The sequence below is a fragment of the Neobacillus camarae genome (genome assembly GCF_054950115.1).
This window is the reverse complement of record NZ_JBUCKX010000003.1, coordinates 121300-143995: the sequence shown is the minus strand read 5'-3', so window position 1 is coordinate 143995 and position 22696 is coordinate 121300. Positions and strand designations below refer to the sequence as shown.

Below are 22696 nucleotides of genomic sequence, written 5' to 3'. Positions count from 1 at the left end.
AAGTGGTCAATATGTAGAGCACAGGTAGTTAGCCTGCGCTATTTGTTTAACTTTAACAAATTTAGAAAACGGTGATAGGGGCATTTGGACAAGGAAGTATCATCATCCCGTAAAAAATATTGGCGCCATTCAAAATTATCGTCTGACCCATAGCTGTTCAAGTCAGGATGAATCGGAATGGAATCGTAATCGGACAAACGGTTCCTTATCTGCTTTTTGATATTTTTAGCAAACGATTCGTTTTTGTTGAACTGTTTTAATACCCATCTAGGAGTAATCGCAAGCACCATCGTATCAAAGTGACGGCTTTGGCGGTTTTCATGGGCGGGGGTCGCACAATACATAAAATACTTTTCCCCTTGGAAACAAAATTCCCAAACTGGATCATGCGGATCGTTTGGAATATCCTCCGGCCACTCCATTCCATCGATGGAAGAGAGACCAGCTAATTGTTTCCAAAAAAGCTGTTCAAACTCCTCCACGGTGTAATCCTCTTTCACCTCCTCTGGTACATGATAAAAAATGATGAGAGAGGTATAGGGACCAAAACCTTTCGCCTCTTTCGTGAACCTCTCCAGCAATTCGCCCAGCTCGATAATAGAAGAATCGTCTCTAGGGTCGCTGATAAATCCATATCTTAATTGATTCATTGAAAACCCGATGGTGGCCGGGATGCAGGGGAAGGGTTTCTTTTTGTCCGTCATCTTTGCTTCAAATGATGCCAAAATCGATTTTTCCCATTCATTTAATAGATGTTGTGTATGGGCTTCATGTTTGTATAAACCTTTGATAAAGATCACCTCCACAAAAGTTTCTATACCATATTCACAATAGGCTTTTATCGTAGGCTGTCCGGGAGAAAATGGGCATTCGTGGAAGAATAGTTCATAATTTCCCCGCCTATACTGATACAAGGAATGGTCTATAAAGGACAACTAGTCCGATAATATGGGCTTACGATTTGTAAAAGGGAGGAATCACACTGAAAAAGATCGTAACGAAAAAGGTGAAGGGGCAAATCATTCGATTGCCCATTAGTGCAAGGCCTCTCATCAACCCAGAGGATGTATGGGTACCAGAGGGCTATAAAGTGGAGGTAGTGGCAGCGGGTTTATCGTTTCCCACCGGGATGGGATTCGCTGATGATGGAACTTTATACATTCTTGAAGGAGGGAGCACCTGGCCGACTCGACCGACCCTTCCTCCACGTATTTTACAATTAGATTCAAATGGAAATCTTGATGTGTTTGCAGTGGAAACCTTAGGGGGACCAAGAGGGGTTACCTACCATGAGGGATCTATCTATGTTAGCTGTAAAGGTGGTTATTTGGCACGGATTGTCCGGTACGACGTGAAGACACGGAAAAGGGAAGTGCTCATTGAAACCATTCCCAGCGGCGGCTGGCATGAACCGGGAGGGCCAGTTTTTAGTCCGAAAGACGGTCTGATGTATTTTGCCAATGGATCCGTGTCACAAAATGGGGTATGTTTACCTTCCGGGTTTACAGTCGATTTAGCGAAGCATCCCCATGCCCATGATATCCCTGGAGAAGACGTTACGTTAACAGGAAACAATGTGTCGACTAGAAACCCACTGATGCCGTTTCCGTTTTTAACAGAGACGGGACCATTCAAGCCATTTGGGACTCCTGCCAGAAAAGGGGAAGTCATCAAAGGGGAATTATGGTGTACGTCCGGATTATGGAGGTCTAAGCCGGACGGAACGGAGGTCGAATTGCTTGCCTGGGGATTGCGTAACCCGTATGGATTAGCGTTTGACGAAAACGGTGAATTATTTGCTTCTGACAATTGCTTGGAAGAAAAAGGGGAGCGATCGATTGGCGGCGATCCGGACCGCATTTGGCATATTCGGAATGCAGCAACAGCCCATGGAAGCGTCAAGAAACCAGATTGGTATGGCTTCCCTGAAATGAGAGCAGACGGTGTTCCGGTTTGGGATGAAAAAGCGAAGCCTGCCAAAGGACTGCGGGCTGAACAATTGATTGAGAATCTGCCAGAATGGGCCGGCCCTCCCATGTATTTGGAAAAACCTCATTCGTGTATGACAAAAATGGACTTTTCTCGTTCAGAAGAATTCGGATTCCGTGGCGAATTATTCGTCGCAGAATTTGGCACCTACGCTCCACTGAACTCTCCGCATGAAAAGGATAGGAACAACGGCTATCAAATTGTTCGGATCAATACCGAAACAGGAGAGTCCCAAGTATTTTTAAAAAATAAACAACCGGGTGCCTCCTCCTATCATGAGACTGGCGGGATTGAAAGACCAGTGGATTGTAAGTTTCACCCAGATGGTAAAAGTCTTTACGTATTAGACTTTGGACACTCTCCAGTTACGGAGGGGCTCGTCCAAGCTTATGGCCATACCGGGGTCCTTTGGAAAATATCGAAAATAGAGGAGGGGGAGTAAAAAAGATGGAAAACGAAACAATTTTAATTGAAGTAGATGAACAATATTTGTTGAAACAGTATGTAGAGGTAGAGAAGTGGTTTAACCACACACTGACGATTCAGTATGCTCTCGAGGGAAAGTTGCAAAAGACGGTACCCGACATCCTTGAACCACATATTAGAGAAGCCATGAAAAAGATAGTGGAGGCGAATCAACACCACACGAAAGTGGTGGGGGAACTGTTTGACATAATCCAAAGGGAACCCAGCGTAACCTTGGATTGTGTCCTTGGTTCGGTAGTGGGGAAACTGGAAGCCGGTTTAGTGAGCTTCCAAGATGTGATGGGGGGAGCGGTTGGCTCATGGAAAAATATCCACCAATTATTACTCATCAATCAGCAAGCAATGGGGGCTTTCGCTGTTTGTGAACAGCTGGGACTTTCTCTGGGAATCAAAGAAATCTTCGGAATAAGTTTTTCCATCACGCATGAAAAAACGATGCACCAGCTTTTATTGCAGGAGTACATGCTAGAAATGGCCCCTATCTCTATTCTATATAAAGAAGAAGTCTAAATGGAATAATGGCCGAGGGTTCACACTAACCTTATAATGGAGGGATGTGTATGAACAGAGTGATTCGCTTATTGAGCAGGCACCATGAAATCAATACAGACCATTTCTCGCAGACAAACAAGTTAGTAATGGGAAGCATATTGGGTGCGATTGCCGCCATTTTACAATCAGCGGGATTAATTGCAGGTGTAGGGTTCGTTTTTAGTACGTTGGCTACAGGTCCCATCATATTAGCGACCATCTTGTCTGTCCGAATAGGTTCGCTGACGTATGTGTTAACGGCCCTGCTGCTTTCCATCATCCAGCCAACGGAAATACTGGTGTTCCTTTTTACTACTGGCTTGCTTGGCATTGGTATTGGCCTTGGGTTTAAGTATTTTGAAAAACGGGCCCTAGTAACAGGCATTGGCGGCATTAGCTTAACGGTTGGGCTTTTCCTGCTCCTCACTCTATTTCATTTTCCCATCCTTGGACCAGAGTTTACAAAGATGAGCATGAACCTATTTCTGGGTATTCTTGCATTCTCGGTTGTTTTTAGCTGGCTGTGGGTGAGGGTCAGCTTAATTAGCATGAAGTATTTGAGCCGGGTGGTAGTACGTGATATGACTGATTATAAATAAGAAAGCAGTTGGGTCTTCATTCTGAATGAAGACTTTTTATTTGGAAATATGCTACTTAATAGTAGACGGTTTCTTTTATAGATTTAAAGTGATGAAAACAGTTGCATTTTATTACAAAAGACGACATTTTTTGAGGGTTTTCAAGTATAATGTGAGTAAATACCTATGAAATCGTCTGTCTCTTAAAGTAGGCATTGGCCATTTTGCAGGGGAACGAATACTAACAGCCAATATGAAAGGTAACGAAGATGAGTATCATTAAGGACTTTTTGCTGCAATTGACACTTTTGGCAATACCTATATTTATTTACTTTACCTTTATTGCGGACAGAGTAAAGAGCGATAAAAATACGAGGGCCATCATGTCCATTTTGTGGGGAATTTCCATTGTACTTTGCATGTCTTTTCCGGTGACTTTTGGCCAGCATGCCCGCTTGGAATTAAGGATTATTCCGTTAATGTTTGGGACCTTATATGGTGGTTTTTGGCCTGGCATTTTTCTATCAGCCCTAATCATCTTTTATCGTCTATACTTTGGCATCGGTGCAGGATTTTACAATACAGTTCTTGTTTTATTATTTTCGTTGCCTGTCATCTTGCTTTTTCAAAAAAGGTTTGTCCAATCGAAAAAAGATAAAAAGGTTCAACTAGCAGCGGTTCTTTCCCATTATTACTGTCTCATAGGGATTGCGCTATTTGGTATTTTAAATGGTTTTTCCATCCCTAATTTAAAAGTACAATTGATCCATCTTATCTTTGCGGTGGCAGGCACTTGGTTCTTCATTAGATTATATGAAACAATTGGGGAGATCCACCAGCTGCGGGAAGAGCTTCAACAAACGGAGAAACTACGAGTGATAAGTGAGTTGACAAGTGTTTTCGCCCATGAAATTCGAAATCCAATGCAGGTAACTCGCGGCTTCCTACAGCTTTTAAATGAACCAGGCTTGCCGGAACAAAAGAAGGATTATATCCAATTGTCCATTGAAGAATTAGATCGGGCCAACGATATTATCACGGATTTCTTGTCTTTCGGAAAACCGTCGATGGATAACAATCAAAAAATCGATGCTGGGTACCATCTCGAGCGCGTTGTCAATATGATCCGAAGTTATACCTTGAACCAAAATGTTGAAATCAAAACAGATATCCATGATCATTGCTGGATATTTGCAAACCCTCAAAAATTAAACCAATCGTTGATTAATTTTTTGAAAAATGCAGTAGAATCGATGCCGAACGGTGGTATACTATGGATTTCCTGTACTTCAACGGAGGAAGGTAGTATTAAAATCACGGTTAAAGACCAAGGAATCGGCATGACGAAACAGCAAATCGATCGGCTTGGATCTCCGTTTTATTCTTTAAAGGAAAAGGGAACGGGACTAGGAATGATGGTAAGTTATCAAATTATCCATTCTTTTAAAGGGAAAATACAAGTGAAAAGTGAGAAGAATGTTGGGACAGAATTTATCATTCTTTTGCCTTCGATAACGTGATGAACATCCAAAATATCATGATAACTAACAATGATACCCGGAAGCATCGTGAGATTCATGCTTCCGGGATGAATATCCAGGTTTATTCCGGCTATTTTATAAAAATGTTGTATTCAGGATATTTTTCTATTAAGAAGCTTCTGAATTGATCCTTCGCGTATTCCCTGAGAGGTTTTTTCACTCTATTTGCCCCTTACTTAAAAACATGAGCGGTCCAAAGGATGGCGAATAGTGGCACACTGTTCGCCCATACTTTTTTGTCATCATATGATGTAGATTTTAATGAATAAATTTTTTCGTTTTGTTGAATTCCAAGTTGACATATAAGAATTTAAGGATTAATATTTGATTAGAAAAAAATGCTATATTATACAACTTTCAAAACTGAATACCTAATAGCCGATTGGACGACCAAAGGTACCTATACATTCAACATTCATTTTGCGAATGCTCTGAATTTTAGAGTACTTTTTTTGTGTGGACTTGGCCTGAAGGGAGGAATGGAGAATCAGTAGAAGATGAAATGGAAGATAATCATTCCTATTACGATGATCGATTCGGGTCCCGCTAAACTACTAGACAAGTCAAAAGGAATTACAGATGATTACTATATTCATATATGTAAAAATTTTTCACAACGTATTTTGAATATTCCAATTAACATAATTGACTTGTGGATAGTAATAAAATATACTCGGAACATAAAGGTTTAAGGTTTATACCTTAATGTTTTATTTGTCCTGAAAGGTTTAAGGTTTATACCTTAATGTTTTATGGCTTGGCTCTGTTAAACATGGCTGTTGATTTCTGCTCCAGTCGTTCGCTTTCCGCAGGCGTGCCGGGGAGCCTCCTCGGCGCTGGAAGCGCCTGCGGGGTCTTCCCAGCCCCGTACTCCCGCAGGAGTCGAACGCCTTCGGCTCCAATCAACAGAGTGCTATAAAAATCAACAATATCCTTTAACAGAGCGTATGGCTAAGAAAGGAGAAGCAAAATGTTTGCGGAACCAAAATTTCAATTTGAGACCGTTTCACCTAAAAAGGTGAGCGATTTCATATTCGATCAGTTGGAAGAAGCGATTATCTTAAAAGAACTCTTATCTGGTGAACAATTGCCAACAGAACGAGAACTTGCGACTATCTTTAAAACAAGTCGTTTAGCCATTCGGGAGGCACTATCCATTTTAGAAGAAAGGGGGCTGATTGAGAAAAGAGTTGGGGCAAAAGGGGGAACCTTCGTTTTGCCGCTAACCATTAATTCACACATGCGAAATAGGCTCGAAATCAGAAAACAGTGGGACGAAATGACAAAGGTATTTGAATTTAGATCGATTATTGAGCCGGAAGCAGCCTATCTAGCAGCTGAAAGGATATCTGAACAAGAGTTAAATAGACTAAGAGATTATCTAAATCAAAGTATTGAACCGGACTGTACTAGGGAACTTTTTCGTTCATTAGATGTAAAGTTTCATTTGACGGTTGCGAAAGCATCAGGAAATTCATACTTCGAAAAGGCTGTCAGACTGATTAGAACGAAGATTAACCCGGCATTAGATTTAGTGCCTTATAACGACAGAGTGAAAACAGTCAATTATGAAGGCCACGTAAAATTATTGGAGGCACTAGAGCAAAGAGACGGCGAACAATCCAGAGAGATTATGAGATTACATATTTCAAGTTCAGAAAAATCCATTTTTTCAAAAGTGTTTACATCTGAAAAGGATGAATAGATAGAAAAACAAAGGAGGAGAGCACTTGGAATTAAGTGATTTACTGATCAAAGCAGAAAAAAGCAGTGAAAGACTAATTGACTGGCGAAGGGACTTTCACCAAAATCCGGAGTTGGGCTATCAAGAGTTTCGTACTTCAGAAATTGTCGCCAATCATCTGAAAGGATTGGGCTTAGAAGTCAAAACGAAGGTTGGAAAAACAGGGGTTATTGGCCTGTTGAGAGGAGAAGAACCCGGTCCAACCATTGCGATTCGTGCCGATATGGATGCACTGCCGATTCAAGATGAAAAAGAAGTATCGTATCGTTCGTCAAATTCTAATGTAGCTCATCTGTGTGGACATGATGCCCATACAAGTATGTTGATGGCAGCTGCAGAACTATTAACGAGTCTTGGCAAGCCAAAGAAAGGGAATATTAAATTCATTTTTCAGCCAGCTGAGGAATTATTAGCTGGGGCAGCAGCCATGATTGCAGATGGGGTGTTAGAGGAGCCAAAAGTAGATGCGATTATTGGTTTGCATGTAAACCCGAGTTTGCCTGTGGGAAAAATTGGTGTTACATACGGTGTGGCGTGTGCTTCTGTTGATAATATTAAAATTAAAATCATTGGAAAGGGTGGACATGGAGCACGGCCCCATGAGGGAAGAGATTCGATCTTAATTGCGTCTCAGGTAGTAGTGGCACTACAGAACATAAGTAGTAGAATGATAGACCCGCTGCAGCCTGTAGTTGTTTCCATTGGGAAAATCCAAGGGGGTTCCATTGGAACAGCGCTTGCCACAAGTGTAGAGATGGAGGGAACCGTTCGAACCTTATCACCAAAGATTAGAGAGAAAATCCCTCATCTGATGGACCAGGTGATAAAGGGGGTAGTAAGTGCATTTGATGCAGATTATGAATTAGATTACGAACTGAACTATCCTTCTTTAAACAATGATAAAGATCTCCTGGATTTCATATCGGAAACGAGTGAACTGGTATTGGGGAAAGAAAAATACGAGATCATGGGAGCATCCACTGGGGGAGAAGATTTTAGTTTTTATGCCGAAAAAATACCTGGTGCTTTTTTCCGGTTAGGGGTTGGCAATGGAACGCAGGCAACTTCGTATCCGCTTCATCATCCTAAGTTTGATTTAGACGAATCTGGGCTGCATTATGGCGTGGCCATGTTAGCGGCAACAGCCATTAGGTATTTAGAGATGCATAACAACAATTTGATTAACAGCTAAAGGGGAGTGGGGACAATGAAAAATAAAAAAAATATGATGTTAACTTTGGTAATTTCCTTGATTGCAGTACTGATGCTGGCTTCTTGCAGCAGCAATTCCACCAAGACGAGTGGCGAAAAAACTGCAAAATCAGGCGAAACGTCTAGCAGTAACGAAGAAAAAGTATTAACAATAGCCAATCCAACAGATATCGAGAGCTTTGATATTCATAATAATAACAATACGATGAGTGAAGCCGTTCTTGTTAATATGTTTGATTACCTTATCCAAAATGATAGCGAAGGAAATAAAATACCTGTACTTGCTACAGAGTGGAAGAAAGTAAATGATACCACTTGGCAGTTCAAATTACGCAACGATGTTACCTTCCATAATGGAGATCCTTTTACGGCTGCCGATGTTAAATTTACATTAGAGAGAGCAGCAAAGGACAGTTCACTTAAACAGAATTACCTGTATAAGCAGATTAAAGAGGTACAAATTGTCGATGATTATACAGTGAATATCGTGACAGAAGTACCCGATCCATTATTGCTCAATAGACTATCAAGAATGGGTTCAGGCATGCTTCCTTCTAAATACATTCAAGAGAACGGAATGGAAGCATTTTTGCAAAAACCAGTGGGAACAGGTCCATACAAATTTAGCAGTTGGAAAAAAGACGATCGCTTAGAGTTAGTGAAGAACGAAAATTATTTTGGCGGGAAAGTAAAGTGGGATAAAGTTGTATTCCGCACGATTCCTGAGGCTTCTACTAGAGTGTCTGAATTGTTGGCCGGCGGCGTGGATATTGCATCCTCCATTCCATCAACAGACGTGGCACGTATTAAAGATGCAGAAGGTAAATCAATTGAAAAAGCACCAACAAGACGGGTTTTACAGATGATTGTACGCCATACCGAAGGGACCGTTACTTCTGACCCAGTCGTAAGGGAAGCCATTGATTTAGCCATTGATAAGAAAGGGATTATCGAAAGCATTGCAGGTGGTGCAGGTGTATTGACAAGGACCTCTGTAACTCCAGGGAACTTCGGTTCTGATCCATCCCTTTATAAGAAGTCATTATACGATCCAGAAAAAGCTAAGAAATTATTAAAAGATGCAGGCTATTCTAAAGAAGATTTGAAGATCAGTTTGTCAGTTGCTACTCAATATGGAGAGTATGCTGAGGTAGTTGCTTCCATGTTAAATGAGGTAGGCTTTGATGTGAATTTGAATATTCTAGAATCTACTGCTTTTTACGAGCAGTTCAATGCCAAAAAGTTTGGTGAATTATTCATGATTGGAATCGGCAACTCGTTAAATGATGCATCGAATAACTACGGGCGTTATCTAGCTGATCAGGCAGCTGGAGAGACGGATTATAATAACCCAGAAGTGGAAGAATTACTGCAATCAGCACTTGTGAATATGGATCCAAAATCTCGTGAGAGTCAATATCAAAAAGTACAGCAAATTTTCGCCAAAGAAAGACCAGCCATTTATTTATTCCAAATGGAAGGTGTCTACGGAGTAAATGATAAGGTCAAATATGCTCCTAGAGAAGATGAGATGTATTATGTGCAAGAGGTTACTCCAACTTCCAAGTAGGCCGAAAAGAGACAAAGGGGAAGAATTCTTCCCCTTTGTCTAAATTTTTATGAAAGGATGAGGATTTTGGGTAAGTATATTATCAAGTCACTTCTGCAGATGATACCAGTATTATTCTTAATCACGATAATAGTTTTCATATTAGTCCGTGTAACTGGTGATCCTGTAGCCCTAATGCTCCCAGAAACGGCTACTCAACAGGATCGTATCGAGTTAACGAAAGCACTGGGACTTGATAAACCCCTTTATGTTCAGTATGGCATTTTTATCGTCAATGCCGTGAAGGGTGATTTTGGTATTTCTTATCACTACGGACAACAAGCACTTCCTTTGGTCCTTGAGCGGATACCAGCAAGTTTTGAGTTGGCTTTTGTTGCCATGATATTTTCTACACTAATGGCCATTCCACTGGGGATTTTGTCGGCATTGAAAAGAAACTCCTATTTGGATTTGTTGATTTCGGGAATTTCCGTACTAGGGAAAGCCATGCCCAATTTTTGGGTCGGGATCATGTTAATCCTGTTTTTTTCCGTTATTCTCGGAGTATTTCCTGTTTCCGGAATGGGTGGGGTCAGTCATATCATTTTACCTGCTTTTACTTTAGGGATAGGTTTGTTTGCCCAAATGACACGATTAATAAGAGCGAATATGCTTGAGATATTAAGCCAGGATTATATTCGAACGGCTAGGAGTAAAGGAATCATAGAATTAATAGTAGTAGGTAAACATGCCTTTCGAAATGGTTTAATCTCTGTTGTCACCGTGATGAGTTTACAGTTTACTAGCTTAATATCCGGGGCTCTCATTACGGAGACGGTTTTTGCGTGGCCGGGGCTGGGCCAATTGCTCGTGACGGCCGTAAACACTAAAGATATGGCAATCATTCAAGCTGCCGTGTTTATTATTGCTATCTTAGTCATCTCCATCAATATTTTAACCGATATCGTTTATCGGTTATTGGATCCAAGAATCAAATATAGCTAAGGAGGGGTGAAATTGTCTGCTGTTTCTAAACTAAGTATGGAAGGGCCAGAAACGACGATCCATCCTGGCCGTCCGAAAAGAAGTGAGCCAAAGCGTTGGATCAAACAACTGTTTAAAAGTAAAACAGGGATTGTGGGAGCGGTTATTGTATTGGTCACATGCTTTATTGCGATATTTGCACCGTGGTTAGCTCCCTATGATCCTGGAAAAGTGGCACCATTATTAAGACTTCATCCGCCAATGTGGATGGAAGGGGGCTCTGCCGAACATATACTCGGCACGGATAACTTAGGGAGAGATATTTTCAGTCGGATCGTATATGGTTCTAGAGTTTCTCTCATTGTCGGGATCGGAGCGGTCCTTGTTTCGGGATTGATTGGAGCGGTCCTTGGACTTCTTGCCGGTTATTTTGGCGGATGGGTGAATGCGGTCATCATGAGAACAGCGGATGCCTTTTTAGCGATACCTACCATCTTATTGATGCTCGTTGTTTTAGCCGTTGTCGGTCCTGGATTAACAACGTTAATATTTGTCATCGGGATTACCAACTGGGTCTCTTATGCACGTGTCGTGCGCGGGGAAGTTTTGAGTATAAAAGAGCGTGAATTTGTCAAATCGGCCATTGCGATTGGAGCAAAGAAAAGTAGAATCTTATTTTTGCATATTCTGCCTAATGTCATTTCTTCTTTCATCATTATTTCTGGGATGAATGTAGCCACAACCATAGTTTTAGAAGCGTCTTTGAGCTTTCTCGGTTTAGGGATTAAATCGCCTGCTATTTCATGGGGTGGCATGTTAAGTGACGGGAGGCAGTATGTTGCTACGGCTTGGTGGGTAGCGACGTTTCCTGGTCTTGCGATTACCATTACGGTATTAGGTGTCATCTTTTTAGGCGATTGGCTGCGGGACATGCTGGATCCTAGATTAAAAGCAAAAAAATGATAAGGAAGGAGTGTGAAAAGGATGTCCTCGAACTTACTCGAAGTGAAAGAGTTAACAACAGTCTTTCATACAGAAGACGGAGTGGTACCTGCCGTAAATGGAATTAGCTTCTCCGTTAAAGCGGGTGAAACTTTAGCCATCGTAGGGGAATCGGGCTGCGGCAAAAGTGTGACCTCCCTTTCCATCATGGGTTTACTGAGCGAGCCAGGTGAGGTGATTGGCGGGGAAGTCGACTTTAATCAATGTGACCTTTTAAAGCTAAGTAAAAAAGAACTGAATAAATATCGTGGAAACGAAATTTCGATGATTTTTCAAGAACCTATGACTTCATTAAACCCTGTCTTTACCATAGGAAATCAAATAGGTGAGGTCATTAGGAAGCATAAAGGGCTGAATAAGCGGGAAGCAAAAGAAAAAAGCATAGAAATGTTAGAACGGGTTGGAATCCCCAATGCGGCCAAAGTGGCCAGCAACTTTCCTCATCAATTATCAGGGGGCATGCGGCAAAGAGTCATGATCGCGATGGCTTTAGCCTGTGTGCCAAAACTATTAATAGCAGACGAACCTACCACGGCCCTTGATGTCACCATCCAAGCCCAAATCTTAGAGTTAATAGATTCATTGAGTAAAGAGGAAAATACAGGTGTCATCTTAATAACCCATGACCTTGGCGTGGTGGCCGAAATGGCAGATAAAGTGGTGGTCATGTATGCTGGGGAAATTGTCGAAGAAGCTTCCGTGAAAGAATTATTCAAGAACCCCTCCCATCCATACACCATCGGTTTACTAGGATCCATCCCTAGAATGGATGTTAATACAGATAAACTTGACTCCATTCCAGGAAATGTTCCTAACCTTTTGGAAATGCCTAGCGGTTGTCCTTTTCACCCTAGATGTCCTTTTGCTGTTGAAGAATGCCAATCATTCAAACCGGATTTAATGGAAAAATCCCAAGGTCACCTAGTAAGATGCATTCGGGCAGAGGAGGTTCGTTATGAATCAAGAGCAGCACAATAATCAAACCCTTTTAAAGGTGGTTAATCTAAAAAAACACTTCCCATTGAAAAAAGGAATCATGGGCAAACAGAGTTATTTTAGGGCCGTGGACGGTGTGGATTTTGAAGTGAAGGCCGGAGAAACGTTTGGGGTCGTGGGAGAATCAGGTTGCGGCAAATCGACAATGGGATTAATGATTACCCAGCTGTTAGATCAAACCGAGGGTGAAATTTGGTTTGATGGTCAAAACTTAAATGATATGAATGATAAAACAAAGAGGCAAATAAGAAAAGACTTACAAATTGTTTTTCAAGATCCTTTCTCCTCCTTAAATCCTAGGATGAAGGTATTTGATCTTATTGCAGAACCCCTAAAAGTTCATGGGATTGCCAAAGGTGAGAAGTTACGAGAAGAAGTCATGTACCTGCTAAAAGTAGTGGGACTGGGTGAACACCACGCGGATCGGCACCCGCATGAGTTCAGTGGCGGACAGCGTCAGCGGATCGGAATTGCCAGAGCGCTCGCTTTGAAGCCAAAATTAATCGTTTGTGATGAACCGGTTTCCGCTCTTGATGTTTCGGTTCAAGCCCAAATCTTGAACTTGTTAAAGGATCTTCAAACTCAGTTTAATTTGACCTATATATTCATTGCCCATGGGCTGCCATCCGTCAAGCATATCAGTGATAGAATCGCAGTCATGTATATGGGGAAAATTGTGGAACTGGCCGATAAAAATGAGTTATTTGAAAATGTCAGACATCCTTATACGGAGGCTTTACTTTCAGCAATCCCTGTCCTGAATCCGGAGGAAAAAAAGGAAAGGATTGTCTTAAAAGGTGAAATCCCAAACCCAGCTAATCCTCCAAGCGGCTGTACATTTCATACCAGATGCCCTTATGCGCAAGATCGATGCAAGGTGGAGAAACCGGCTCTGAAAGAACAAGATGGCCATTTTGTTGCCTGTCATTTCCCTCTGACTTAAAAGAACCGCCGCGGGGTATATCAGTTGAAATAAATTTACTTTAGGGAAGGGGTTGAAACAAGTGGAAAAACGCAGGCTTGTACCAGAGGATCTTTATCAATACACTTGGATCAGTGATGCAGTGGTGAACGCTCAAGGGACCATTGCTTTCGTAGAAAGAAGAATAGATAAGACCAAAAATAATTATTCTACCACTATTGGCTTCCTATCCGTTGATGGAGGCGAAATTAGCAAGCTTTCAGATGGAGGGAAGGATTTCTTGCCGGCCTGGTCGCCTGACGGAAAGGAACTAGCCTTTTTAAGAGAAGTGGACGGGGTTAAGCAAATCTTTGTGGTGAAAGAGGACGGCAGTCACGCCATCCAGTTAACTCATTTTAAATATGGAATTGGCAGCTACAAATGGTCTCCGAAGGGAGATCTTTTCCTTTTTACCTCCAAAATAAGGGAAGAGGAAAGCCCTAAAAGTGACAAGGGTAACGTTTACCAGGATCTCCCTTTCAAAAGTGAGGGAACCGGTCTCAAAGATAATCGATATCATCATCTCTTCCTTTTTAATAGGAAGAATCAGCAGGTAACCCAATTAACATCAGGCCGCTATGATGTTTCGAACCCCAGATGGTCCCCAGAGGGGGAAAGAATAGTCTTTCTTCTCAACAATGTTAAAGAATCAACAGGTTCTGAGAAAAAAGGGAACACGAATGACATACATTCTATCAACCTTGCGACAAAACAGATAGAAAAACGAACAGATTCAGGTTTATTGATTCACCAATTTAACTTTTCGTCAGACGGAAATTCATATTATTTGATTGCCAACAATCAGGAGTTCGGGAGTGGAACACAAAACCAACTTTATGTGGTTTCAAGTGATGACCCAACTCCAAAGTCATTATCCTCCTCGTTCCCTAATTTGCAGATTGGGAATTACGCCTTAAGTGATATGAAATTTGCCGGTGGTTATCCCGCTCCAATCGAAAATTCACGAGGTGATTGGACCGTCCTGGGTACGAAACATGGGAGTGTTAACATTTATGGCTTTTCCCAAGATGGAACATGTAGCCCCATTACAGAAGGGGACAAAGATGTTTATCATTACACCCTGACAGAGGATGGCAGATACATACTATTTTTGGCTGTGACGAGTGATTGTCCAGGAGAGCTATACAAAAGGGATTTGTTATCGGGTGAGGAAATCAAACTGACAAACTATCACGACGAACTGCTCCATTCCTTACATCCAGCTAAAATCGAAGAATTTTGGTTTAACTCTTTCGACGATACGAAAATACAAGGTTGGATCATGGGTCCAACACAAGTTGTCGAAACAGATAAAACGCCGTTAATTATACAAATACATGGCGGTCCTCATGCCATGTATACCGGTACTTTCAATCATGAATTTCAGGTATTGGTATCAAAAGGATACAGTGTCATGTTTTTGAATCCAAGAGGAAGTTTCGGTTATGGACAGGAGTTTGCCACTGCTTGTCGAGGGGATATTTGCGGAGGAGATTACCAAGACATTATCTGTGGATTGGAATATGTGCTAAACCACTATTCCTTTATAGATCCTAAAAGGCTAGGTGTGGCAGGCGGAAGTTATGGGGGATTAATGACCAATTGGATCGTTTCTCATTCCAATCGGTTTAAGGCAGCCATCACTCAGAGGTGCATCTCCAATTGGCTTTCGTTCTATGGGATGAGTGACATTGGCGCATCCTATACGGAAGCCATGGTAGGCGGAAATCCTTGGGACGATACCACTTTACTATGGGAGAAATCACCGCTAGCACATGTACGAGATATAGAAACTCCTTTGCTTATCATCCATGGTGAAGAAGACTTGCGTTGTCCGGTGGAGCAGGGCGACCAATTATATACCGCCTTAAAGAAGCGCAATCGGGAGACAAAACTTGTACGTTTTCCAAAATCGAATCATTCGTTGGCTAAAAATGGGAAACCTTCCTATCGGGTTCATCTGTTAGAAGAAGTCGTTTCTTGGTTTGAAGAATATATTTAGCGTAAGGAGTACGAAATGGAAAAAATAAGATTATCTATGCCAGTAGCCTTTTTGATTGAAAATTGCCTAACGAGTGGTTTACCTATTGAAACAATCATTGATTCCTTGAAGAATCACCAATTTTCGTTTATTAAAGAGATGGTCCAGGATAAAGATATGGACTTTCAAGAAAGGTTCCAAACAGCAGAGGAATTAGGAGAAAAATGGGAAGCTGCCATTAGAGACGGCTATGAATTAAAGTGGCTGCACATGAATGGACTAAAAAAACTCCTTCGGTATCGATTTAAAAAAATAGCTGAACTTGATTACGTGCAAGATGGGCTAGTTATCAGTTCCTTGACTTTAGAGAATCCAGAATATCAATTGTTATCGTCCATGATTTGCCGTCAGTGGATGATTCTATCGGAAACCGATAGATCCAGTGATCCAAGCAATCAATACCGAATTGAACTTAAAATAAGTTAACTATAGAAATCAGTGGACAACGGGCTATAGTTTTTTGGCAATGAATAAAAATTATACTAAAGATGGGATTGATAACTTTTGTTATCAGTCTTTTTTTTTCAAGCACTATACATGAAATGACTTGAACTTCATCGTGCATTGGTCTAATATATAAGCGAATAGTTATATGTTGATGCATATAATTAAATTTTTTACTTCTTCTACATAAGTAAAAATTATTTCTATTAAACATATAAGCAAATTTATTTAACAATAAGAGGAAGTGTTTTAATGATAAAATCTACTGTTGAGATGCAACGAACAGCGAGCATTCTAAAACTATTAGGGGATAAAACACGATTATCCATCGTTGGGATTTTAAAGAAGCGAGAGTGTTGTGTTTGTGAATTTTTAGAGGTATTTGATATGAGTCAACCGTCCATTAGCCAGCATCTGCGGAAATTAAAAGATGCAGGGGTAGTGAAGGAAGAACGAAGAGGTCAATGGATTTATTATTCCTTGAATCCACAAAATGAACTTTATGAACTTATTCAAGATATTCTGGAACATGTACCTGATCAAGTAGAAAAAATCAAACAAATAGAAAAAAGTAACCCTACACTTCGTTGTGGTTGTTAACTTCATATAAAAGGGGAGTAAAGAAAAAAATGAGGAATACTGGAAAAAAACGTCTTTCGTTTCTGGATCGGTTCCTAACCTTATGGATTTTTCTTGCTATGGCAGTAGGGATAGGCCTAGGTTTCGTCTTTCCAGGTTTCGTAGACAGTATGAACAAACTGCAAGTTGGAACTACATCGATTCCACTGGCTATAGGGTTAATTTTAATGATGTATCCTCCGTTAGCCAAAGTTAGATATGAGGAAATTGGGCGAGTTTTTAAAGATGTAAAAGTCCTGGTCTTATCACTTGTCCAAAACTGGATCATAGGGCCCATTCTTATGTTTTTGTTAGCCATTATCTTTCTTCCTGATAAACCAGAATATATGGTTGGTCTCATTATGATTGGATTAGCCAGGTGTATTGCAATGGTTATTGTTTGGAATGACCTGGCTAAAGGAGATACGGAATATGCTGCTGGATTAGTGGCATTCAATGCGATTTTTCAAGTGATCTTCTTCTCTGTGTATGCTTATTTATTTGTGACGATCATCCCTGGATGGTTGGGCATCCAGGGTGCAGTCGTGAACATTACAATGGCAGAAGTGGCAAAATCGGTTTTCATCTACCTGGGTATACCCTTTTTAGCCGGAATGATAACACGATTTACATTGGTAAAAGCAAAAGGCAGACAATGGTATGAAAAAGTATTTGTTCCTAAAATAAGCCCCATTACCTTAGTTGCCTTACTCTTTACCATCATCTTCATGTTCTCTTTAAAAGGAAATATGATTGTCAGTTTACCTTTGGATGTAGTTCGTGTAGCCATTCCATTATTGGTTTACTTTGTCCTGATGTTTTTCGTTTCCTTCTTCATGGGAAGAAAAATTGGGGCAGGCTATGCTGTTACCACAACCCTTTCATTTACTGCCGGAAGCAATAACTTCGAGTTAGCGATTGCGGTGGCTGTTGGAGTGTTTGGAATCCATTCTGGTACGGCCTTTGCCGCAGTCATTGGACCCCTTGTAGAAGTGCCTGTCATGATTGGATTGGTAAACGTAGCATTTTGGTTAAAACGCAAGTGCTTTAAAGAAAATGCAGCCTAAAAATGAATGATGAAAGGTGGAATTCAACATGAAAAGCAAAAAGAAAATTTACTTCTTATGTACAGGAAACTCTTGCCGCAGCCAAATGGCCGAAGGATGGGCCAAGAAATACTTAGGGGATAAGTGGGAAGTCCGCAGTGCGGGCATTGAAACTCATGGGTTGAACCCTAATGCTGTAAAAGCAATGAAGGAAGCTGGAATGGACATTTCAAACCATACATCTGACCTAATTGACCCTGAATATTTAAACAGTTCCGATTTAGTTGTAACCTTATGTGGTGATGCGGCTGATAAATGTCCGGTTACACCTCCGAGTGTAAAACGAGTTCACTGGGGATTCGATGATCCGGCAAAAGCTCAAGGAACAGAAGAAGAGAAATGGGCTTTTTTCCAACGTGTTCGTGACGAAATCGGAAATCGTATTAAACGCTTTGCTGAAACAGGCGAGTAAAATGATAAAGCCAAGAGTTTTGCTCTTGGCCTTCCTTAAGTTGCTTATATAAGCAAATACTTATATTGGGAGTGTGTTACATGCGTAAAGTGGAAATTTTTGACCCAGCCTTATGTTGTGCTACGGGAGTTTGTGGTCCTAGTGTAGATCCCGAACTTGTAAGAGTAGCAACAGCAATCTTTTTATTAGAGAAGAAAGGGAGCGACATTAAACGATTTAACCTTGGATTTGAACCAGCAAAATTTGTTGAGAACGAAGAGGTTAACAAAGTTCTTAACGAAAAAGGCCCAGATTCACTTCCTATAACTTTAGTGGAAGGCAAAATGGCTAAAATGGGAACTTACCCAACCAACGAAGAATTTGCTGAGTGGTTTGGAGTTAAAGCTGACGAGCTTGTCAAAAATACAAAAGTTCAACACAAATTGATTTAGTAGGAAGAAGTGAAAAAAATGTTTCAATCTTTCGAACCAAAGTTGATGGTGAACACCAAGTTTTTATTTTTCACAGGAAAAGGTGGAGTAGGAAAAACTTCGACGGCTTGTGCCACGGCTGTCACGTTAGCGGACGAGGGAGAAAAGGTCTTGCTTGTGAGCACAGATCCTGCTTCAAACTTACAGGATGTATTAGAGGTTGAGTTAACAAATCTGCCAATCGCAATTCCAAATGTCCCTAACCTTTATGCCTGTAATCTTGACCCTGAAGAAGCCGCAAGAGCATACCGAGATAGAATCATTGGACCATATCGTGGAAAGCTTCCTGACACAGTCGTAGCGACGATGGAAGAACAATTGTCAGGGGCCTGTACAGTGGAAATGGCAGCATTTGATAAATTTACAAACTTACTGGCAAATCCTTCTGTGGTTGATGCGTACGATCATATCCTCTTTGATACAGCGCCGACAGGTCATACACTACGGCTTCTTCAGTTACCAACAGCCTGGAATGGCTTTTTAGAAGGAAATACGCATGGGGCGTCATGTTTGGGTCCATTATCTGGATTATCTGAAAAGAAACAGGTCTATTCCATTACCATGGATGCATTATCTGACTCATCTCAGACGACTATGATCCTAGTGGTAAGACCTGATGAGTCCTCTTTATTTGAGGCAAGCCGTGCATCAAAAGAATTAAAAGAGATTGGGATTTCCAATCAAGTATTGATTATTAATGGATTAATGCATTCCTATCTTCCCGAAGATAAAGTTTCCTCTTCATTTTATGAAAGACAACGCAATGCATTAAAGGGAATGCCAAAGTACCTAAAACATGTTGCCACTTATTCATTGCCTTTTGTTTCGTATTCATTGACAGGTATTGAGAATTTACGAAATTTATTTAAACAGTATACTAATCCATCTGCAGAAACAATGGTGGAAGGCAAGACCCTATCTCTACCAGGTCTTCGTGAAGTGGTGGAGGATTTTTCTAAACACAATACTAGAGTGATTTTTACGATGGGAAAGGGTGGCGTTGGAAAGACTACTATGGCCTCTGTCATCGCCATCGGATTGGTGGAAAAAGGTCATAAAGTACATCTAACCACCACAGATCCAGCGGCACATTTAGAGTTTGTTTTCCAAAATAGCCAACTGAATCATCTATTAACGATCAGCCGGATAAATCCAAAAGAAGTAGTTGAGGAGTATAAAACTGAAGTTTTATCGAAAGTAAGCAATGAACTGGATGAAGAAGCAATGGCTTATATCGAAGAAGATTTAAACTCTCCCTGCACTGAGGAGATTGCCGTGTTTCGTGCTTTTGCAGAGGTTGTGGCAAGGTCAGAGGACGAATTCGTTGTGATTGATACTGCTCCAACTGGACATACATTACTTCTTTTGGATGCAGCACAGTCTTACCACAAAGAATTAGCTCGTTCCACAGGAGAAATACCAGAAAGTGTGAAAACACTGCTGCCACGTCTAAGAAATCCAAAAGAAACAGGCGTGGTCATTGTATCTTTAGCTGAAGCAACACCTGTTTTAGAGGCTAGCCGTCTACAAAACGATTTAAAACGTGCTGGCATCACACCTAAATGGTGGGTAATTAACCAAAGCCTCTATGCGAAAGAAACGAATGATCCAATCTTAAAGGGACGAGCACAGGCTGAAAGGGATTGGATTAACAAAGTCACCACTGAATTGGCAAAAAGGAGTGCCATTGTTCCTCTTTTGAGTGAAGAGAATAAAGGATATGAAAGCTTAAAAAATTTTTTAAATGTTAAGCAAGGCGTTTAAGATGGAAAAGCACCAATTTTCACTTTATTAGCATTTGTATTTCTAGAGTGAAGAAAACCAAGTAAAATAGATTAGTAAATTCTTTGAAAGGTGATGGACTATTTGATTATCACAGATCAAGCTCGTGATGTATTGAAGCAATTGTTTCAACAACACGATGCTAAAAACATTCGTGTATATTTTGCAGGCTATGGCTGAGGCGGACCAAATATGGGACTGGCTCTGGATGAGCCAGAAAATAATGATAAAGTAGTAATCGTGAATGAAATAAAAGTGGCTATCGATCCTGATATTGAACCATTTACTGAGGAGCTTACTCTTGAATTTAATAAAGAGGCCAATGGGCTCGTGTTATTAGGGAACGAAAGTAACTGTTGTTAAAAAACGAATCTAAAGGGAAGTTAGTGAGTAACTTCCCTTTTTTGCTGCTTATCAAAGGACGTAGGCTGTCAATTTTTGGCCTTGTTTAATTGATTAAAGGCAATTAAGAATCTTTCGTACGTCTGTTTACCATATTGTTCGATGTTGTTTTTAAAGAACAGTTCTATTGTTAAATCTTTAGCCTGTTGCAGCGAGCAATTTCTAGAAATCATGACTAAATTTAGATAGGAAAGGAAATATTCCTTTTTCAGGGTACTAGCATGATTAACAGTCAAAATAGCAACCTCCCCAAAGTACGAGAACTTAACAACAGCACATGCAATTGCCGTTTGATTCTACAATCGTTAATGGTTGTTCCGGTATATATTTCTTAACTAACTTTTGAACGAATGTTTCGCTTTGATACGCATCCACTTTCCAGGCAGTTCGTGCGTTTCTTTCCACCTCTTTTTTGCGAAATTTCATCAATTGATATTCTCCATACTCATTAAACATACTGATTTCCTCCTATTAATCAAATAATATTGATGTATTAATCAAAAAAATTGATTATAAGCATTAATAAATTTAGCAGCAAGTGGGTTTAAAGATACAGCAAAGTTCATGGGACAATAAGTGATTAAGTTCCTCTTGATTCAATTCATAATAACTCCAAGTGCCCTTTGTTTCTTTTTTGATTATGTTTGCATCTAATAAAATCTTTAAATGATAAGATAATTTCGATTGAGCCATATCCATCATGGGAGCCAGATCGCACACACACATTGAACCATTTTGAGTCAAGATGTTCATGATTTGAAGTCTTTTTTTATCTGCAATAGCTTTAAATTTCTGTTCATATTGTACAAACACTTTATCTAAGGAGATATCTTGTAATTGAATTTCTTCTTTCATCTTTATCACCTGCTTCATTAATCAAATTAACTTGATACATTAATCATTATATACAAAATTTTCATGTGTCAATTATTTAAATCAAAAAAATTTGATTTAAGCAGGTGCTAAAATGGTATAAAAAAAAAGAGTCAAATTTTTTTGATAAAAGAATTGTAATTAGAAAAATTTGTTAATATACTATATCTTATAAATCAAAAAAATTGATTTATAAGATAATCATGAGGGAGTTGTTCGTGATGAAAATGCATGTTGGAGTAAATGTTACGGATCTAGAAAAATCCATTCAATTCTACAAGAAGGTTTTTCACACGGAACCAGTAAAGGTAAAAACAGACTATGCCAAGTTCTTACTTGAAGTCCCAGCTCTTAATTTCACTTTGAACCTAAAAGTTGAGGTATTTGGAAATCAGGTTGGGCATTTCGGCTTTCAAGTTGAAAATCAAGAGGAGGTTAGGCAACATAAAGACCGTTTAGAAAAACTAGGTTTCTTTGCAAGGGAAGAGATGGATGTTACCTGCTGTTATGCGACTCAAGACAAATTTTGGGTAACCGATCCAGATGGGAACGAGTGGGAGTTCTTTTATACAAAAGCTGACGTAGAGACAATGAAGACTGATTCGACATGCTGCACTATTCAACCAATAAGTGTTGTAAGTAAAACCTCTTCTTCATGTTGTTCATAAGATTGGACACATTTGCTCTTATCTCAATTCAAGTAGTAAATATGATTTTAGGTGGTCGGATGTTCACTGTTCAGCAATCTTCAACCCCAGGCGACCTTTTATAGGTCGCCATATTAAATATGATGATCATTTTAAAGACTACCAGCCAACAATTGGAACATTAAGAGAACTTCTCCTATTGCTCCAACCAAGGCAAAAATGAGGTTTAGGGTAAATAGGACAGGCTCCTAACGCCCCGGTCCACTCCAAAAGGAGCTCTACGGTAAAAAGGAGCACCTCCAAATGCCCCTGAAAGCAAAAAATGGGC

At 40.3% G+C, this 22696-nt stretch carries 24 protein-coding genes; 20 read left to right on the top strand and 4 right to left on the bottom strand.

Features of this window, described 5'->3' with window-relative positions:
• Window positions 1-38 precede the first annotated feature (38 nt).
• Complete coding sequence (locus ACY8D0_RS15785; RefSeq protein WP_462412474.1) at window positions 39-800, bottom strand: YqcI/YcgG family protein; 762 nt, start codon at window positions 798-800, stop codon at window positions 39-41.
• A gap of 227 nt (window positions 801-1027) precedes the next feature.
• Between ACY8D0_RS15785 and ACY8D0_RS15780 the strand changes: the two genes are divergently transcribed.
• The 19 genes from ACY8D0_RS15780 (at window position 1028) to ACY8D0_RS15690 (ending at window position 20809) form a co-directional block, all read left to right on the top strand.
• Window positions 1028-2431, top strand: a complete 1404-nt coding sequence (locus ACY8D0_RS15780) for a PQQ-dependent sugar dehydrogenase (RefSeq protein ID WP_462411485.1) — start codon at window positions 1028-1030, stop codon at window positions 2429-2431.
• Window positions 2432-2436: 5 nt separating this feature from the next.
• Window positions 2437-2985: a hypothetical protein gene (locus ACY8D0_RS15775; RefSeq protein ID WP_462411484.1), complete on the top strand. Its 549-nt coding sequence runs from the start codon at window positions 2437-2439 to the stop codon at window positions 2983-2985.
• 50 nt (window positions 2986-3035) lie between these two features.
• Window positions 3036-3605: a hypothetical protein gene (locus ACY8D0_RS15770; protein ID WP_462411483.1), complete on the top strand. Its 570-nt coding sequence runs from the start codon at window positions 3036-3038 to the stop codon at window positions 3603-3605.
• A gap of 248 nt (window positions 3606-3853) precedes the next feature.
• Window positions 3854-5104, top strand: a complete 1251-nt coding sequence (locus ACY8D0_RS15765; protein WP_462411482.1) for an ATP-binding protein — start codon at window positions 3854-3856, stop codon at window positions 5102-5104.
• A 991-nt stretch (window positions 5105-6095) separates the two neighbouring features.
• Window positions 6096-6830: a FadR/GntR family transcriptional regulator gene (locus ACY8D0_RS15760; protein ID WP_462411481.1), complete on the top strand. Its 735-nt coding sequence runs from the start codon at window positions 6096-6098 to the stop codon at window positions 6828-6830.
• Window positions 6831-6855: 25 nt separating this feature from the next.
• The gene (locus tag ACY8D0_RS15755) at window positions 6856-8061 is read left to right on the top strand and encodes a M20 metallopeptidase family protein (RefSeq protein ID WP_462411480.1); all 1206 of its coding nucleotides are present in this window, start codon (window positions 6856-6858) and stop codon (window positions 8059-8061) included.
• 15 nt (window positions 8062-8076) lie between these two features.
• The gene (locus tag ACY8D0_RS15750) at window positions 8077-9651 is read left to right on the top strand and encodes an ABC transporter substrate-binding protein (protein ID WP_462411479.1); all 1575 of its coding nucleotides are present in this window, start codon (window positions 8077-8079) and stop codon (window positions 9649-9651) included.
• A 66-nt stretch (window positions 9652-9717) separates the two neighbouring features.
• A complete protein-coding gene (locus ACY8D0_RS15745) occupies window positions 9718-10635 on the top strand; it encodes an ABC transporter permease (protein WP_462411478.1) in 918 nt (305 codons plus the stop codon).
• A gap of 12 nt (window positions 10636-10647) precedes the next feature.
• Window positions 10648-11577 carry an ABC transporter permease gene (locus tag ACY8D0_RS15740; RefSeq protein WP_462411477.1) on the top strand — a complete coding sequence of 310 codons (930 nt, stop codon included), beginning with the start codon at window positions 10648-10650 and terminating at the stop codon, window positions 11575-11577.
• Between the two features lie 21 nt (window positions 11578-11598).
• Window positions 11599-12594, top strand: coding sequence for an ABC transporter ATP-binding protein (locus ACY8D0_RS15735; protein WP_462411476.1), 996 nt, complete (start codon window positions 11599-11601; stop codon window positions 12592-12594).
• Window positions 12572-13555: an ABC transporter ATP-binding protein gene (locus ACY8D0_RS15730; protein WP_462411475.1), complete on the top strand. Its 984-nt coding sequence runs from the start codon at window positions 12572-12574 to the stop codon at window positions 13553-13555. The genes ACY8D0_RS15735 and ACY8D0_RS15730 overlap by 23 nt, the downstream gene beginning before the upstream one ends.
• Before the next feature lie 61 nt (window positions 13556-13616).
• Complete coding sequence (locus ACY8D0_RS15725; RefSeq protein WP_462411474.1) at window positions 13617-15575, top strand: S9 family peptidase; 1959 nt, start codon at window positions 13617-13619, stop codon at window positions 15573-15575.
• A gap of 15 nt (window positions 15576-15590) precedes the next feature.
• Window positions 15591-16040: a hypothetical protein gene (locus ACY8D0_RS15720; RefSeq protein ID WP_462411473.1), complete on the top strand. Its 450-nt coding sequence runs from the start codon at window positions 15591-15593 to the stop codon at window positions 16038-16040.
• 270 nt (window positions 16041-16310) lie between these two features.
• Complete coding sequence (locus tag ACY8D0_RS15715; protein ID WP_462411472.1) at window positions 16311-16658, top strand: ArsR/SmtB family transcription factor; 348 nt, start codon at window positions 16311-16313, stop codon at window positions 16656-16658.
• Between the two features lie 29 nt (window positions 16659-16687).
• Complete coding sequence (arsB, locus tag ACY8D0_RS15710; RefSeq protein WP_462411471.1) at window positions 16688-17743, top strand: ACR3 family arsenite efflux transporter; 1056 nt, start codon at window positions 16688-16690, stop codon at window positions 17741-17743.
• A gap of 28 nt (window positions 17744-17771) precedes the next feature.
• Window positions 17772-18194: an arsenate reductase (thioredoxin) gene (gene arsC, locus ACY8D0_RS15705; protein WP_462411470.1), complete on the top strand. Its 423-nt coding sequence runs from the start codon at window positions 17772-17774 to the stop codon at window positions 18192-18194.
• A gap of 80 nt (window positions 18195-18274) precedes the next feature.
• Window positions 18275-18625, top strand: coding sequence for an arsenite efflux transporter metallochaperone ArsD (gene arsD / locus ACY8D0_RS15700; RefSeq protein ID WP_462411469.1), 351 nt, complete (start codon window positions 18275-18277; stop codon window positions 18623-18625).
• 18 nt (window positions 18626-18643) lie between these two features.
• A complete protein-coding gene (gene arsA, locus ACY8D0_RS15695; protein ID WP_462412473.1) occupies window positions 18644-20428 on the top strand; it encodes an arsenical pump-driving ATPase in 1785 nt (594 codons plus the stop codon).
• A 210-nt stretch (window positions 20429-20638) separates the two neighbouring features.
• Entirely contained in the window at window positions 20639-20809 is a 171-nt protein-coding gene (locus ACY8D0_RS15690) for a hypothetical protein (protein ID WP_462411468.1), read from the top strand.
• Between the two features lie 68 nt (window positions 20810-20877).
• Here the strand turns inward: ACY8D0_RS15690 and ACY8D0_RS15685 are convergent, their stop codons facing one another.
• The 3 genes from ACY8D0_RS15685 to ACY8D0_RS15675 all read right to left on the bottom strand — a co-directional run bounded on the left by ACY8D0_RS15685 (window position 20878) and on the right by ACY8D0_RS15675 (window position 21703).
• On the bottom strand, window positions 20878-21084 hold the full coding sequence (locus ACY8D0_RS15685; protein WP_462411467.1) for a hypothetical protein: 207 nt from the start codon (window positions 21082-21084) through the stop codon (window positions 20878-20880).
• Between the two features lie 28 nt (window positions 21085-21112).
• Window positions 21113-21304: a hypothetical protein gene (locus tag ACY8D0_RS15680; RefSeq protein ID WP_462411466.1), complete on the bottom strand. Its 192-nt coding sequence runs from the start codon at window positions 21302-21304 to the stop codon at window positions 21113-21115.
• A 72-nt stretch (window positions 21305-21376) separates the two neighbouring features.
• Window positions 21377-21703 carry an ArsR/SmtB family transcription factor gene (locus ACY8D0_RS15675; protein ID WP_462411465.1) on the bottom strand — a complete coding sequence of 109 codons (327 nt, stop codon included), beginning with the start codon at window positions 21701-21703 and terminating at the stop codon, window positions 21377-21379.
• Window positions 21704-21939: 236 nt separating this feature from the next.
• Here ACY8D0_RS15675 and ACY8D0_RS15670 point away from each other — a divergent pair, with 236 nt between their 5' ends.
• Window positions 21940-22389 (top strand): ArsI/CadI family heavy metal resistance metalloenzyme, encoded by a 450-nt coding sequence (locus ACY8D0_RS15670; RefSeq protein ID WP_462411464.1) that lies wholly within the window; start codon window positions 21940-21942, stop codon window positions 22387-22389.
• The last annotated feature ends 307 nt before the right edge of the window (window positions 22390-22696 follow it).

Excerpts from the sequence above, each read along its gene's own strand:
- ACY8D0_RS15775 (WP_462411484.1), top strand. The coding sequence starts at position 2,437 with ATGGAAAACGAAACAATTTTAATTGAAGTAGATGAACAATATTTGTTG.
- ACY8D0_RS15770 (WP_462411483.1), top strand. The coding sequence starts at position 3,036 with ATGAACAGAGTGATTCGCTTATTGAGCAGGCACCATGAAATCAATACA.
- ACY8D0_RS15765 (WP_462411482.1), top strand. The coding sequence starts at position 3,854 with ATGAGTATCATTAAGGACTTTTTGCTGCAATTGACACTTTTGGCAATA.
- ACY8D0_RS15760 (WP_462411481.1), top strand. The coding sequence starts at position 6,096 with ATGTTTGCGGAACCAAAATTTCAATTTGAGACCGTTTCACCTAAAAAG.
- ACY8D0_RS15750 (WP_462411479.1), top strand. The coding sequence starts at position 8,077 with ATGAAAAATAAAAAAAATATGATGTTAACTTTGGTAATTTCCTTGATT.
- ACY8D0_RS15735 (WP_462411476.1), top strand. The coding sequence starts at position 11,599 with ATGTCCTCGAACTTACTCGAAGTGAAAGAGTTAACAACAGTCTTTCAT.
- ACY8D0_RS15730 (WP_462411475.1), top strand. The coding sequence starts at position 12,572 with ATGAATCAAGAGCAGCACAATAATCAAACCCTTTTAAAGGTGGTTAAT.
- ACY8D0_RS15720 (WP_462411473.1), top strand. The coding sequence starts at position 15,591 with ATGGAAAAAATAAGATTATCTATGCCAGTAGCCTTTTTGATTGAAAAT.
- ACY8D0_RS15715 (WP_462411472.1), top strand. The coding sequence starts at position 16,311 with ATGATAAAATCTACTGTTGAGATGCAACGAACAGCGAGCATTCTAAAA.
- arsB (WP_462411471.1), top strand. The coding sequence starts at position 16,688 with ATGAGGAATACTGGAAAAAAACGTCTTTCGTTTCTGGATCGGTTCCTA.
- arsC (WP_462411470.1), top strand. The coding sequence starts at position 17,772 with ATGAAAAGCAAAAAGAAAATTTACTTCTTATGTACAGGAAACTCTTGC.
- arsD (WP_462411469.1), top strand. The coding sequence starts at position 18,275 with ATGCGTAAAGTGGAAATTTTTGACCCAGCCTTATGTTGTGCTACGGGA.
- arsA (WP_462412473.1), top strand. The coding sequence starts at position 18,644 with ATGTTTCAATCTTTCGAACCAAAGTTGATGGTGAACACCAAGTTTTTA.
- ACY8D0_RS15690 (WP_462411468.1), top strand. The coding sequence starts at position 20,639 with ATGGGACTGGCTCTGGATGAGCCAGAAAATAATGATAAAGTAGTAATC.
- ACY8D0_RS15680 (WP_462411466.1), bottom strand. The coding sequence starts at position 21,304 with ATGTTTAATGAGTATGGAGAATATCAATTGATGAAATTTCGCAAAAAA.
- ACY8D0_RS15675 (WP_462411465.1), bottom strand. The coding sequence starts at position 21,703 with ATGAAAGAAGAAATTCAATTACAAGATATCTCCTTAGATAAAGTGTTT.